The sequence below is a fragment of the Prochlorococcus sp. MIT 1342 genome (assembly GCF_047304495.1).
In the GTDB taxonomy this organism is placed as follows: Bacteria; Cyanobacteriota; Cyanobacteriia; order PCC-6307; family Cyanobiaceae; genus Prochlorococcus; species Prochlorococcus marinus_D.
The window spans coordinates 266,454-279,356 of sequence record NZ_CP138957.1 but is presented as its reverse complement, the minus strand read 5'-3'; the positions used below and the strand labels follow the sequence as shown (position 1 = coordinate 279,356).

At 55.4% G+C, this 12,903-nt stretch carries 14 protein-coding genes and 1 tRNA gene; 7 read left to right on the top strand and 8 right to left on the bottom strand.

Annotated features, from left to right (window positions below):
* Positions 1 to 7 precede the first annotated feature (7 nt).
* Positions 8 to 78, bottom strand: a tRNA-Gly gene (locus SIB79_RS01400).
* Positions 79 to 213: 135 nt separating this feature from the next.
* Between SIB79_RS01400 and SIB79_RS01395 the strand changes: the two genes are divergently transcribed.
* From SIB79_RS01395 to plsY, 4 genes are all read left to right on the top strand, one after another.
* The gene (locus tag SIB79_RS01395; protein WP_155724651.1) at positions 214 to 1,569 is read left to right on the top strand and encodes an MFS transporter; all 1,356 of its coding nucleotides are present in this window, start codon (positions 214 to 216) and stop codon (positions 1,567 to 1,569) included.
* On the top strand, positions 1,566 to 2,312 hold the full coding sequence (locus SIB79_RS01390; protein ID WP_063403619.1) for an MlaE family ABC transporter permease: 747 nt from the start codon (positions 1,566 to 1,568) through the stop codon (positions 2,310 to 2,312). The genes SIB79_RS01395 and SIB79_RS01390 overlap by 4 nt, the downstream gene beginning before the upstream one ends.
* Positions 2,313 to 2,475: 163 nt before the next feature.
* Positions 2,476 to 3,507, top strand: coding sequence for a DUF3086 domain-containing protein (locus SIB79_RS01385; RefSeq protein ID WP_063403618.1), 1,032 nt, complete (start codon positions 2,476 to 2,478; stop codon positions 3,505 to 3,507).
* A 2-nt stretch (positions 3,508 to 3,509) separates the two neighbouring features.
* Positions 3,510 to 4,124, top strand: a complete 615-nt coding sequence (plsY, locus tag SIB79_RS01380) for a glycerol-3-phosphate 1-O-acyltransferase PlsY (protein WP_063403617.1) — start codon at positions 3,510 to 3,512, stop codon at positions 4,122 to 4,124.
* Here the strand turns inward: plsY and pyrF are convergent.
* The 3 genes from pyrF to SIB79_RS01365 are packed head-to-tail and all read right to left on the bottom strand — an operon-like array spanning position 4,112 to position 6,506.
* Positions 4,112 to 4,849 carry an orotidine-5'-phosphate decarboxylase gene (gene pyrF / locus SIB79_RS01375; protein WP_063403803.1) on the bottom strand — a complete coding sequence of 246 codons (738 nt, stop codon included), beginning with the start codon at positions 4,847 to 4,849 and terminating at the stop codon, positions 4,112 to 4,114. The genes plsY and pyrF overlap by 13 nt on opposite strands.
* Before the next feature lie 23 nt (positions 4,850 to 4,872).
* Complete coding sequence (gene tyrS, locus SIB79_RS01370; RefSeq protein ID WP_063403616.1) at positions 4,873 to 6,120, bottom strand: tyrosine--tRNA ligase; 1,248 nt, start codon at positions 6,118 to 6,120, stop codon at positions 4,873 to 4,875.
* Positions 6,121 to 6,179: 59 nt separating this feature from the next.
* Positions 6,180 to 6,506, bottom strand: a complete 327-nt coding sequence (locus tag SIB79_RS01365; RefSeq protein WP_063396279.1) for a DUF1825 family protein — start codon at positions 6,504 to 6,506, stop codon at positions 6,180 to 6,182.
* 116 nt (positions 6,507 to 6,622) lie between these two features.
* On the opposite strand from SIB79_RS01365, the gene SIB79_RS01360 reads away from it, so the two are divergent.
* From SIB79_RS01360 to SIB79_RS01350, 3 genes are all read left to right on the top strand, one after another.
* Positions 6,623 to 7,348 (top strand): response regulator transcription factor, encoded by a 726-nt coding sequence (locus SIB79_RS01360; RefSeq protein WP_063403802.1) that lies wholly within the window; start codon positions 6,623 to 6,625, stop codon positions 7,346 to 7,348.
* 119 nt (positions 7,349 to 7,467) lie between these two features.
* Entirely contained in the window at positions 7,468 to 8,064 is a 597-nt protein-coding gene (locus SIB79_RS01355; RefSeq protein ID WP_155724650.1) for a GIY-YIG nuclease family protein, read from the top strand.
* 38 nt (positions 8,065 to 8,102) lie between these two features.
* Complete coding sequence (locus SIB79_RS01350) at positions 8,103 to 9,575, top strand: leucyl aminopeptidase (protein WP_063403800.1); 1,473 nt, start codon at positions 8,103 to 8,105, stop codon at positions 9,573 to 9,575.
* A 303-nt stretch (positions 9,576 to 9,878) separates the two neighbouring features.
* On the opposite strand, the gene SIB79_RS01345 is transcribed toward SIB79_RS01350, so the two are convergent.
* The 4 genes from SIB79_RS01345 to lpxA form a co-directional block, all read right to left on the bottom strand.
* On the bottom strand, positions 9,879 to 10,091 hold the full coding sequence (locus SIB79_RS01345; protein WP_074161335.1) for a hypothetical protein: 213 nt from the start codon (positions 10,089 to 10,091) through the stop codon (positions 9,879 to 9,881).
* 112 nt (positions 10,092 to 10,203) lie between these two features.
* Positions 10,204 to 10,875, bottom strand: a complete 672-nt coding sequence (msrA, locus tag SIB79_RS01340; protein WP_063403615.1) for a peptide-methionine (S)-S-oxide reductase MsrA — start codon at positions 10,873 to 10,875, stop codon at positions 10,204 to 10,206.
* Complete coding sequence (gene lpxB, locus SIB79_RS01335) at positions 10,872 to 12,050, bottom strand: lipid-A-disaccharide synthase (protein WP_063403614.1); 1,179 nt, start codon at positions 12,048 to 12,050, stop codon at positions 10,872 to 10,874. Before lpxB ends, msrA begins: the two co-directional genes overlap by 4 nt.
* Complete coding sequence (gene lpxA, locus SIB79_RS01330) at positions 12,050 to 12,901, bottom strand: acyl-ACP--UDP-N-acetylglucosamine O-acyltransferase (RefSeq protein ID WP_063403613.1); 852 nt, start codon at positions 12,899 to 12,901, stop codon at positions 12,050 to 12,052. Before lpxA ends, lpxB begins: the two co-directional genes overlap by 1 nt.
* Between the last annotated feature and the right edge of the window lie 2 nt (positions 12,902 to 12,903).

The window sequence follows — 12,903 nt, the reverse complement described above, 5'->3', positions numbered from 1 at the left end:
TCAAAAAAGCGGGCGGCGGGAATCGAACCCGCGTCATCAGCTTGGAAGGCTGAGGTCTTACCACTACACAACGCCCGCACTAGTACTGCAGAACCATCACGATAGACGAAGTGGATCTGCGGTTCAGTGCCCCTGCATTATGACCTTGCGCATCCCCCTTTTTGCAGCTTGACGATTTCCACAGCGCTTCAAGAGGGATCACGCCGCCGGCTGATGATCTCCTATGGCCTTGGCGATGCAGGCACCGGGCTGGCAGCAACTCTGCTCGGCTTCTACCTCTTCGTGTTTTTTACCGGGACCGCCGGGCTGCCTGCCATTGTTGCCGGCTCACTGCTGATGGTGATCAAGCTCTGGGATGGGATCAATGACCCAATGATCGGCTGGCTGAGCGATCACACCCAAACTCGTTGGGGCCCAAGGATTCCCTGGATGCTTGGCGCAGCACTCCCCCTAGGCATCAGCCTGGCTGCCATGTGGTGGGTTCCTCCCGGAGACGTTGCCCAGAAAACGATGTATTACATCGTGATGGCGATTCTGCTGATGACCGCCTACACCAGCGTCAATCTGCCTTACTCCGCCCTCTCCACAGAGCTCACAGAAGACACATCTGTGCGCAACCGTCTCAACGCAGCCAGATTCACCGGATCAATCATCGCTGGTGCAAGCGGCTTGATTGTGACGCCTTTACTGCTGGTCAACGGTGCCAACGGTTACTTGGCCATGGGCCGCATCACCGGCACAATCGCAGCTTTAGCCACCCTCGCCTGCTGCTGGGGGTTGGCCCCTTTCACAAAAACCGCCAGGCGCCCCCGATGCCATCACGAGCCCCTACGTCGACAGCTTGTGAGGATCATCAGCAACAGACGCTTCCTCAAAGTTCTGGGGCTTTACCTGTTGCTCTGGTGCGCTTTGCAGTTGATGCAGCCAGTTGCTCTGATTTACCTGGTTCAGTTGATGCGCGTACCCGCAGAACTGGCCACCTGGATGTTGCTGCCCTTCCAGCTCTGCGCCCTGATCGGCCTTCAGGTCTGGAGCATGTATGCCAATCGCCATGGGCGCATCAGGGCCCTGTGCTGGGGTGGGTGTCTATGGATCGCTGCTTGTGTTGTTTCGATGCTGCTCCCCCCTCTCTCCGCTGATGCATCCCTCGCCAACCTCTGGCCTACAGCCGGCACTGATGGTCTGAGATTGATGGCTTTGTTGGCCACCATTGGCATGGTGGGGTTTGGAGCCGCAAATGCTTATCTGATCCCTTGGTGTCTGCTACCAGATGCAATTGATGCTGACCCTGACAAACCAGCAGGCCTCTACACCGCCTGGATGGTGCTAGTTCAGAAAATCGGTATTGGTGTGAGCATCCAACTACTCGGCATTCTGCTTTCACTGTCTGGCTATCGCTCAGTGGTAGAAGCAGGCGGAGCACTGAGCTACTCGGATCAACCCGAATCCGCTCTGATCACCATTCGCATGTGCATGGGATTGATTCCCGCAGTACTTGTGGCGTTGGGTCTTGTGGTGATGCGAGGCTGGCCCGAAAGGAACTCTCACAACCAGGCAGCCATGTCATGACGACTCCTCGCTGGCTGAAGCGACTGGGCAGCAGCCTCATCATCGGAGGCCAGGCAGTGGCAGCCACCGCCCGAGGTCGTATCAACAAGATCGACCTGTTTGATCAGCTGATGGAGGCCGGTCCAGGCAGCTTCCTGATTGTGCTGATCACAGGCTTAGCCGCAGGAACGGTCTTCAACATCCAGGTCGCCGCAGAGCTGAGCAGACAAGGTGCTGGATCCACGGTAGGAGGGATTCTCGCCATTGGAATGGCAAGGGAAATCGCCCCTCTGCTCACCGCCACGCTGCTCACTGGCAAGGTAGCCACGGCCTATGCAGCTCAGCTGGGGACCATGAAGGTCACTGAACAGATCGATGCCATCACCATGTTGCGAACCGAACCGGTTGAGTACTTGGTGGTTCCAAGAGTGATCGCCATGGTGGTCATGGCACCAGTGCAATGCATTCTGTTCTTCGGCATAGCCCTCTGGAGCGGCCAGGTCAGCAGCACCAATCTTTATCAAATTCCACCAGAGGTCTTCTGGAATTCCGTGCGCACTTGGCTGACTCCGGACGACCTGCCATTCATGCTGATCAAATCATTGGTGTTCGGCCTTCAGATTGCTGTTCTGGCTTGCGGGTGGGGCCTCACAACGCGTGGTGGTCCAAAAGAAGTTGGCACCAGCACCACTGGCGCTGTTGTGATGACCCTGGTCACAGTGTCTTTGATGGATGTGTTGCTCACCCAGATTCTTTTCAGCTGATGTCATCAAGGCCCACAAGCAAACGCACAGCTATTGACAAATCCTGCTTGCCCCCATATCGCCCCCAAATCAGTGATGGGTTCAGATCGGCCCTCTCTCATTAACTCCCCAAACAGACCCAACATCTCTCCTGAGAGCAAGACCACCACTGCCTGCCTGGTTCATGCCTGAAGCCGACCTCCCCCTCCGCAAACAGCCTCCCCCTGGGCAGACTTCTCCTGAACAGCTATCGCCTCAACAGCCTTCTCCTCAACAGCTTGCGTCTGAACAGCCCTCGCAGAACTCAGCAGACTCTCAATCCAATCTCCTAGCTGCTCCTCAAGACAAACCAGATCTTGCTCCTCTCCTGCAAGTGGCCTTGACGGAGCTGCAGCAACATCGCGATCAACTCGAAGCAGAAATCAAAGACCTCTCCAACCGCAAATCCCAACTGGAAAAGGAGCTCAGCAGTTCCTTCGCTGGCCAGTCCGATGCTATTGCCAGGCGGGTCAAAGGCTTCCAGGACTACCTCACAGGCGCTCTGCAAGACCTGGCCCAATCAGTGGAGCAACTTGAACTGGTTGTGCAGCCTGTTGTGGTCCAACCTTCTCCCCTAGACCAACCCAAATCAACGCCCGAAGCAGTCGCTCAGGACAACGCCCTAGCTGTTGCTGACACCTTTAAACCAGACGAAAGCCTGATCCGTGAATGTCTGGAGCAATTTCTAAGTCAACCAGACTTCTACGCCGATCCTTGGAAATTGCGACGCAGCCTTGATCCCAGGGACAAAGAACTTCTAGAAGACTGGTTTTTCAATCAGGGTGGGCGAGGAGCACAGCCAAGCAGGAACAGCCGAACACGCAACATCCTTGTGGCTGCAGCCCTGATTGCCATCCTCGGTGAACTCTATGGCGACCGATTCCAAAGCCTGGTGCTTGCCGGCGAACCAGAGCGGCTTGGCGAATGGCGACGTGGCCTTCAAGATGCTCTAGGCCTCGCTCGAGAAGACTTCGGCCCTAGCAGCGGCATTGTTCTTTTTGAACGCAGCGAAGCTCTTGTAGAACGCGCCGACCGACTTGAGGAACGAGGGGAAGTTCCCCTCATCCTGATTGATGCAGCCCAACGAAGCGTAGAGATCCCCGTGCTTCAGTTCCCTCTCTGGCTAGCCTTTGCAGCTGGGCCGCAAGAACGGTTCGAAGACGAAGAACTGCTCTGATGATGTTCAACTCTCTATTTGGGAGTCTTCTCTCCCTAATCATGGGATATCTGCTCGGTTCAATACCCAGCGGATATCTTGCAGCCCAATGGCTGGCAGGAATTGACCTGCGTGAGAAGGGTTCTGGATCAACCGGGGCCACCAATGTGCTGCGCCAGGTAGGTAAAGGTCCTGCCCTGGCCGTTTTCCTTATCGATGTTGGTAAAGGCACAATCGCCGTACTTGTTGCTAGGGCACTTGAGCTGGATGATGGCTGGCAAGTTGCGGCAGGCCTAGCAGCCTTGGCAGGTCACATCTGGCCTGTGTGGCTGGGATGGAAAGGTGGCAAAGCTGTCGCAACAGGTCTGGGGATGCTGCTAGGCATCTCCTGGCCTGTAGGGCTGGCCTGTTTCGGCATCTTCCTCACTGTGCTGAGCTTCAGCAAGATCGTGTCGTTATCGAGCATAATCGCCGCCCTCAGCTTGCCGTTGCTGATGATCTTGCGCTTTCAAGGCAACTCACCGCCGGCGTACCTGGCGGTGGCCTTTGCCGCCATGGCATTGGTGGTGTGGCGACACCGCTCCAATCTGCAACGCTTACTGGCGGGCACCGAACCTCGCCTCGGTCAGTCCAGCTGACGCTGTTCAATCTCAAAGCAGCAGCGTGCAAACGCCTCTGCCGGATCAACAGCACGGGTAATCGGCCTGCCAATCACCAAACGTGAAGCTCCTGCATTCAGCGCCGCTGCAGGACTCATGACCCTGACCTGATCCGCCAATTCAGCCCCCGAGGGGCGAATACCAGGAGTCACCAACTCAAATGGCGAGGGATGAAGTCGGCGTAAGCCGCTGACTTCCCAGGGAGAACACACGCAGCCGCCCAACCCTGACTCCGCTGCCAACTCAGCCAACCACTCCACCCTGGCCTGAAGAGACTGAGGAATGCACAGCTCATTCGCTAGACGCTTCTGATCCCAACTGGTGAGCACAGTGACGGCCAACAGCCGGGGTGCTGACAAGCCAACCTCCGCAGCCCCCTCGCAAGCAGCCCTCTGAGCTTCAGCAAGGGCAGCACGGCCAGCACAGGCATGCACCGTGATTAACTCAGCGCCAAAGCTCGCCGCTCGGCGACAAGCTCCTGCCATGGTGGCAGGGATATCGTGAAACTTGAGATCAAGAAAAATCCGCAACCCTTGCTCACGTAGATCAGCCAAAACCTCTGGCCCCGCACTAACAAACAGTTCCAGGCCCACCTTGACCCAACTGACCTCTGGCAACTTTGAGCTGAATGCAAGGGCCTCAGCCCGCTCCATGCCATCAAGAGCAATGATCAGTTGATCGGCAGGAGTCAATGGCGAGGTCATCACAGCAGGGGTTGGTCCTTCACTCAACGCGTCAAACGACGAAAGGTTTTCTTGCCCACTTGCAGCACCTTGCCCATCAGCAGGCTGGAGTCAGTGAATTCCAAATTGGGATCGGTAATTTTTTCGCCATCCAGGCGTACCGCACCACCCTTGATTTGACGCCGAGCCTCGCTACTGCTCGCACAAAGGCCAATCGCACTTAGCAGATAAAAGGCCTTGGCCGGAAAATTCACATCCGAAAGCAACGCTTCTGGCACAGATGCAGCGTCATCTTGAGAGCCGGAAACCAATCTGGCTGCATCATTCTGGGCTGCTTCAGCCGCCGCGATGCCATGACGGCTGGCCGTGACCGCAAGAGCCATGGCCTTCTGCCGTTCACGCGGATTGACAGGTAAAGCTTCAGGGTCGAGATCGGTAAGCAAAACCACGTAACTGCTGACAAGGGCATCAGGAACCTTCTCCAACTTGGAATACATGGAAAGGGGGTCCTCATTCAGTCCCACAGTGTTAGAGAGACTCTTGCTCATCTTCTGCACCCCATCCAGGCCAGCCAAGATTGGGAGTAGGAGCCCAAACTGAGGGCGCTGATCGAAATGACGCTGAAGATCCCGCCCCATGGCGACATTGAATTTCTGATCAGTCCCCCCAAGTTCAACATCTGCCTGCACCGCTACCGAGTCGTAACCCTGCAAGAGGGGATACAGAAACTCATGCAGAGCTATCGGAACACCTGAGCCATACCGATTGCCAAAGTCTTCTTTAGCCAGCATTTGCCCAACCGTGGCAGTGCCCAACAAACCAATCACCTCGGGCAAATCCAAGTCAGCCAACCACTCAGTATTACGTCGCACTTCCAGGCGCCCAGGGGTTGTGAAATCGAGCAGCGCTCTTTCCGCTGACTGCCCCTGACCCAGCTGGGCAAGATAGGTTGTCGCATTGGCCTCAATCTGCTCAGAGGTGAGCTGCACTCTGGTGCTGCTCTTGCCGGTTGGGTCACCGATTCGTGCAGTGAAATCGCCAATAATCAAAACTGCTGTATGGCCCGCATCCTGAAAAGCTCTGAGTTTGCGAAACAGGATGCTGTGTCCCAGATGGATATCACGACCAGTGGGATCAATACCAAGCTTGACCCTTAGGGGCCGGTTTTGTTCTCGAGCCTCATCAAGACGAGTCGCAAGTTGCTGATCAGCATCCCCCCATTGGCCTGAAGGGAACAAGTCAACCATGCCCCGCTCCAACCAGGCCGGCATGGTGATCGGCGTCTCCGGCATCGTTAGAGGATCTCTAGCTGAGCGGATCGTACGGGTAGCGAGTCAGCCAGTCATCACTTTCAGCCAGAGTCCTGCTCAAGCTCTGTCTTCATCCGGGTCAAGGTTTGATTCATCTGCTCAAACATCTGTTCAGGCGTAATCCCGAACTGGCCCAACTGAGTGCGCAGCTGTTCAACAGTCATCTTTGCTTGAAAATCCTCGGAGAGCTCAAAACGCTTCATAAACACGCGATAGCGCTGCATCAACTCCTCCATGGTGTCGATGAACTTTTTTTTACCCTCCCGATCAAACTTTCCATATTCAGAACCGAGTTGCATCAGCTGTTGATAGTCGGTGAACAGCCGCTTGGCCTCCTCCTGAACAATCTCCGATTCAAAGAAGGCCATGAACGCCCTGGGCTTGTTGGTTGGAATTGTGCAAAATTCTCGCCGTCAGAAACAGTGCGGATCAACGTAATCTCCACAATGAGGCTCTAACTGCTCCTGTTACCTGGTTGCAACCAGTGGACATCACTCCCCGGATCTCTTCTCTCCAAAAAACAAGTCAACAAAGCCATCCCCTACTACGTCGCAGTCGCACTGTTGTCGCCACAGCCGATCGCGTCTTAATCACAAGTTGGGTGGGCTGGTTTGATTGTCTGGGTCCCGTAGTGGGCGCTGCAACCGGTGAGGACGAGACCCTCAGTTGCCTGAAAAGCTCTAATGCAGATCTCCTGATCTGCACCGATCTACTGGAGAGCGGGAATGGCCCAAGCCTGGTCCGTAAAGCAAAACAGCTCAAGCCTGATCTCAAGGCCCTGATGCTGATTCAACGACCTGTATTACGCACCCTGCTGGATGCAATCGAAGCCCATTGCGATGGCCTCTGTGCCCATGAGCTCGTCGGCAGTGGCACCCTGCTAGCAGCTCTAAGCGCAATCGAAAGCGATGGAACCTACTTAGACAGTGTGGTTGCAGGAGTTTTACGTCACGGTCGTCTCGGCAATGGCAAGAGCAGCAGCCAAATCGACAACCTCAGCTTGCGCGAGGGAGATGTGCTTCGAGGAATCTGTAAAGGGATGAGCAATCAGAACATTGCCGATGAGCTCTATCTCTCGATCGATACGGTCAAGAGCCATGTGCACAACCTGCTGCAAAAATTGCCTGCACGAGATCGCACCCATGCTGTGGTGGTGGCTTTTCGTGATGGGCTGGTGGAGTTACCTCAAAGACTGCCACGTTGGCAATAACGCTGCCTTCACTGACTCGGTAACGTCCGCCTGAATGAGCGATCCCAAAAGGTTGATTGGCATCTTGCACTTTGAGCCAACAAGCGCAGCTCCAAAGCTTCCGCAAAGGTGATCAATCGATGGAAACCGCGCGTGGTCAGGGACACCTATTCCCAAACCAAGTTCTATCCGCAGGGCTCGCCCCCCGCCAGGAGCTCATTCTTAGCCGCGACCTTTTACAAAACTGGCAGAGGCGCATTCAAGGCCATCAAGCCGATCTCTTCCAAGGAGAGCCAGACATCGCTCGGCAGAGCTCGCTGTTTGGTAGCGATCACGAAACAGTCATCGAACAATTAAAGCCCCTGCAGCTCACCCCTCTCCCCCTGAGCTTCTGGCGCTGGCCTAACAGCCCTCACCATGGCCCAGCCGTTTATCTGGTGATGGACCGCCCAGCAGACCTCAACACTCCTTTATTGCTTTATGTGGGCGAAACGATTGCTGCAGATCGCCGCTGGAAGGGTGAGCATGATTGCAAGGCCTACCTGGCGGCCTATGCCGAAGCCCTTGCCAAGGCAGGACTAACAAGCCAGCTCAGCATCCGTTTTTGGAGCGATGTTCCCGAGAGCACCAAAGCCCGTCGACAGCTCGAGCAACAACTGATCCAGCGCTGGCTGCCACCGTTCAACAAAGAAACAAGAGCTCGCTGGAGCACCCCGTTCACAGCTGAATGCAGCTAAACGGCACGGCTAACATCGCGCCACCTCATCAACATCCCATGGAGATTTGCCTTTTTCCAGCAACCTTGCAGAGCTGGACTGGCGATGTGCTCATGGTGGGCATGTTTGAGGGAAAGATGGAGGAACGTTTACAAGAGCTGGAAACAGTCTGCAAAGGCTCTCTGATGCAGAGCCTTGAGAAGCAGATGTTCAAAGGCAAATCCGGAGAAATCGCCACCGTTCAACTGCTCCAAAACAAGCCAAGCCTGCTGGTGCTCGTAGGGCTCGGAGAACCCCAGAAGATGAGGCTTGACGACCTTCGCAAGGCGGCTGCCCTGGGAGCGAAAGCAAGCCTCGGATGCAATGGAACCCTTGGGATGATGCTCCCCTGGGAGCCCTTGGATGGGGCATCTGCCGCAAGGGCCGTCGCAGAAGCCGTTCGCCTTTCCCTCTATAAAGACCTCCGCTTTCGCAGTGCTCCTGAGCCCCGCTCTACGCCCACAAAACTGGAGCTCATTGGTCTGCCCGACTCAGCCGGCAAAGATCTTCAAGCCGTTCACCCCACCTGTGCGGGAGTGGAGCTAGCAAGGCAACTGGTTGCGGCTCCTGCCAACAGTCTTACCCCTGCGGCCCTCGCCCAAACAGCGATTCAACTTGCCCACGAACACGGCCTCGAGTGCACTGTGCTGGAGCGGTCTGACTGCGCCGAACGGGAAATGGGTGCCTACCTAGCAGTCTCTCAAGGTTCTGATCTGGAGCCAAAATTCATTCACCTCATCTATCGCCCTCAAGGACCAGTTCAACGACGACTGGCCCTTGTAGGCAAGGGACTGACCTTCGATTCCGGTGGATACAACCTCAAGGTTGGAGCTGCCCAGATCGATCTGATGAAGTTCGACATGGGCGGCAGCGCAGCTGTACTTGGGGCCGCCCGAGCGATTGCAGAACTGCGACCCAAGGGAGTGGAAGTGCATGTGATCGTGGCAGCCTGCGAAAACATGGTGAATGGATCCGCTGTCCATCCAGGAGACATCGTGCGGGCCTCAAACGGCACGACCATCGAGATCAACAACACCGATGCCGAAGGCCGTCTGACCCTTGCCGATGCACTGGTATACACCTGCGGACTCGAACCAGACGCAATCGTGGATTTAGCAACCCTTACAGGGGCTTGCGTTATTGCACTTGGCGACGAGATCGCTGGCCTTTGGACAAGTCATGATCCCCTGGCTGAGGGCCTAACTGCTGCCGCCGAGGCGGCCGGCGAAGGCCTTTGGCGCATGCCATTGCCAAGCTCCTATCGAGAGGGTCTCAAATCCAACCTCGCTGACCTCAAGAACACGGGACCTCGTCCTGGCGGATCCATTACCGCGGCTCTTTTCCTCAAAGAGTTTGTTGAGGCCTCCATCCCATGGGCCCACATCGACATCGCCGGAACGGTCTGGTCTGAAAAAGGCCGTGGCCTCAATCCATCTGGTGCCACTGGCTACGGGGTTCGCACTTTGGTGAATTGGATTTGTAGTCAGTCTTGAGTCAAGAGGCTTTGCATTCAACTCAGCGAAAAAGGAGCTGAAGAAGGAATCACAACACGAGTACAACGTTGATCGCTCAAGGTCGCGAGGGTTGGCAATGCTCATGCCTGGAGCTAGCAACCTATGCAAAAAATTGATCAGCAAAGAGTTTTCGCTTGCTTGATCAGAATCGGGGCCCTGAATTTTGATGCGGGATATTGAACTGGCTTGAATGACGACAGACCTTGACCTGGTATTCAATAGCGATCTCATCAAAGAAGCTTTGAGCATCAAAGCCAGAGGGAGAGGGAAAGACCGCCTAACTCATGAGGCTGCAACATTCATCGCCCCATTCCTGGCATGAATCCGCTCTGAAAGCGAAAGGGTCTTGGGGCATTCCAAGGCATGAATCTGCCAACGTGCCCGTTCAGAAAAAGACTCCAAAACCCTTTCCAAGTCATCGGAAGCCTGCTGCGGAGAAGGATACGGGCCTACATGCCGAGTCACCAGTCCATCCTTAACGGTCAGCAGATACATACATCTCCTACTTAAATCTCCAGTAGATGGTAAGCAGGTTTTTCAGCAGGAGGGATGGGTGGAAACCCGCATCTTCACTGCAAACTGCACGATTCCAAAGGTCATCCTGATTTTATTTTTTCCTTAGATTTGCTTGATCTGGGCGCTGCCAGGGCAAGCCGGTTCGTGCTTTGTCACCCCATAGCTGATCTAGCCGACGGTCGCGGCCACAGCTGTAACGATAGAAATTGTATTTGATGCTATTGAGCTCCGCGTAATTCTGGTGGTAATCCTCAGCAAGCCAGAATTCGCTTAAAGGTTTGATCTCAACTCTCAAATTGCTCATGGGCTGGGCCAGTTCCAAAGCCGCAGAATCAGCACTCTCACGAGCCTCGCTGGCCTGCTGGTCATCTCGGGTGAAGATCACAGGTCGATAGGAGTCACCTTGATCACAAAATTGGCCATCACCATCAAGAGGGTCAACATTGCGCCAATAGCTGCGTAATAGCTCTGCATAGCTGATTTGAGCGGCATCAAATCGCACCTGTACGGCCTCTTGATGACCTGTGGTCTTAGAGCTCACCTGGCGATAGGTGGGGCGAGGCAAATCACCACCTGTATAACCACTCTCAGCAGAAATCACACCGGTTAATCCCTCCAGATCATGCTCAAGACACCAGAAGCAGCCCCCGGCAAAAACGGCTTCCTCGACTGACGCCAAAACTTGAAGCGGCAAGCCAAGTAAGGCAACACAGAGAAAGATGGCAATCCACCCTCTCCTCAAAGGTCGAAACGTTGTCTTCATGTCTTGGTTAAATCAAGGATTTCCTTGGCTGCCCTATCGGTAACACCTGGAACACCAAGCGTCTGCCGCAATCGCCGATAGCCCTCGAGCATCTCATGACGCTGGGCAGGATCCTCCAATAAAGGAATAGCTGCCTGCACAAGTGCTTCTGCAGTGAACTCATCCTGTAGTAATTCCGGCACAAGCCGTTCCTTCAGCAACAGATTCACCGGCGAGATATGGTCCACCCGAAAGCGCAAAAAGTGTCGAGCCACAAATGCTGTAATCCGACTCACCTTGTAGCCCACCACCTGGGGAACGCCACGCAAGGCCAGCTCCATATTGACGGTGCCTGATTTGCCGAGGGCAAGATCCGCCGCCGCATAAAGCATTGGCTTGAGTTCATCGGCCTGCTGAGCCGAAAGGACTCGCCCTCGAACTGCCGCTGCCTCAAGAGCCTCCTGCAAAGACGTCTCAAAACTTGCTAATCCTGCAGGAACAATCACCTCAAGGGATGGGTCACGCTGCTGAAGCAAAGCTGCTGCCTTGGCGAGAGTGGGCATCAAGTAACGAAGTTCCTGTTGCCGGGAAGCCGGTAAAAGCAACAACAATCTTTGGCCAGGCTGCAAGCCAAGCCGCTCACGCGCCTGCTGACGATCAGGCAGCACACTCACCGTATCGAGTAATGGATGACCGACCCAAGTCACCTTGGCCCCCCGCTGGGAATAGAACTCAGCTTCAACCGGAAAGATCGCCAAAATTCTGTCGGTGAAACTCAGCAACTGAGTGGTGCCTCCATCGCCAAAACGCCAAGCCCATTCCTGAGGAGCGATGTAGTAAATGATCGGCACCCTGGGAAACCAGCGCCGTAACTTGTGCCCCAAGCGCACGTTGGCCCCCATGTAATCGATCAGCACCACGGCATCGGGTGGTCGCTGCTTGAGAACGTGATCCACCCGAGACTGAAGTCGCAAAGTGGGGAGCACCAGAGGCAGGGCCTCCCAAAGTCCAATCGCACCCATCGGAGCCGTATTAGCAAGCAGTTCTGCACCAGAAGCCTGCATGCGGGGACCTCCAAGGGCCATCAACTCAAGCGGTAAGGATCGCCGTTCAACCTCCCTTTGGAGAGCTTGAATCAAGAGACTTCCCTGCAAATCACCAGAGACCTCGCCAGTGCTGATCAGCAGGCGCACCATCAGCGACTCAAAGACATCGCAGGCATAGGACCGCGACGTCCCTTCTCAATCGAGGCCTCCAGAAAGGCACAGAGGTGTGCAGCCGCTGGCATCAACTGCTCTTGTCGAGCAAGCCGCAACCCCTCAACAAAGACATGATCAGATCGAAACAGCAGATTCCAAATCTCCTGCAACTGGCCAAGCTCTCCTCCCTCTTGAGTCTGCAGACCACTGCGCCGCAGGCCAACGCGATTAAGCCCCCTCAATCGACCTGGATGCCCTTCGGCGAGGCAGTACGGGGGGACATCGCGATCAACCCTTGTCATGCCTCCAACCATGGCAAGACTGCCAATGTGAACGAATTGGTGAATTCCTAAGCAGCCGCCGATCACGGCCCGGTCTTCGACCACGACATGACCAGCCACTTGAATTCCATTCGACATCACAATCCCATTGCCCAGCTCACAGTTGTGACCAAGGTGGCAATAGGCCATCAACAAGTTGTGATCACCGATCTTGGTCTGTTCACCTTCCTCCGTGGCCCGGTTGATGGTGACGTATTCCCTAATTGTGTTGGCATCGCCAATCACCACCTCTGTGGGTGCGCCGCGATACTTGAGGTCCTGTGGCTCAAGACCAAGGCAGGCACCGGGGAAGACCCGGTTCTTGGCGCCAAGGGTCAAACGGCCATCGAGCACCACATGGGGACCAATCCAGGTATCAGGACCAATCTTCACGTCAGGTCCAATCACTGCTCCCGGCCCAACAATGACACCGGAAGCGAGCTCAGCACGAGGATCCACAACAGCCGAAGGGTGAACCTGAGCCTTTTTTTCGGCAGTGATCGCTGAGAGTTTGCTCACCTCGCTCATGA

Coding starts and splice junctions, on each gene's coding strand:
- SIB79_RS01395 (WP_155724651.1), top strand. CDS start 214: ATGATCTCCTATGGCCTTGGCGATGCAGGCACCGGGCTGGCAGCAACT.
- SIB79_RS01390 (WP_063403619.1), top strand. CDS start 1,566: ATGACGACTCCTCGCTGGCTGAAGCGACTGGGCAGCAGCCTCATCATC.
- SIB79_RS01385 (WP_063403618.1), top strand. CDS start 2,476: ATGCCTGAAGCCGACCTCCCCCTCCGCAAACAGCCTCCCCCTGGGCAG.
- plsY (WP_063403617.1), top strand. CDS start 3,510: ATGTTCAACTCTCTATTTGGGAGTCTTCTCTCCCTAATCATGGGATAT.
- pyrF (WP_063403803.1), bottom strand. CDS start 4,849: ATGACCTCGCCATTGACTCCTGCCGATCAACTGATCATTGCTCTTGAT.
- tyrS (WP_063403616.1), bottom strand. CDS start 6,120: ATGCCGGAGACGCCGATCACCATGCCGGCCTGGTTGGAGCGGGGCATG.
- SIB79_RS01365 (WP_063396279.1), bottom strand. CDS start 6,506: ATGGCCTTCTTTGAATCGGAGATTGTTCAGGAGGAGGCCAAGCGGCTG.
- SIB79_RS01355 (WP_155724650.1), top strand. CDS start 7,468: ATGGAAACCGCGCGTGGTCAGGGACACCTATTCCCAAACCAAGTTCTA.
- SIB79_RS01350 (WP_063403800.1), top strand. CDS start 8,103: ATGGAGATTTGCCTTTTTCCAGCAACCTTGCAGAGCTGGACTGGCGAT.
- SIB79_RS01345 (WP_074161335.1), bottom strand. CDS start 10,091: ATGTATCTGCTGACCGTTAAGGATGGACTGGTGACTCGGCATGTAGGC.
- msrA (WP_063403615.1), bottom strand. CDS start 10,875: ATGAAGACAACGTTTCGACCTTTGAGGAGAGGGTGGATTGCCATCTTT.
- lpxB (WP_063403614.1), bottom strand. CDS start 12,050: ATGGTGCGCCTGCTGATCAGCACTGGCGAGGTCTCTGGTGATTTGCAG.
- lpxA (WP_063403613.1), bottom strand. CDS start 12,901: ATGAGCGAGGTGAGCAAACTCTCAGCGATCACTGCCGAAAAAAAGGCT.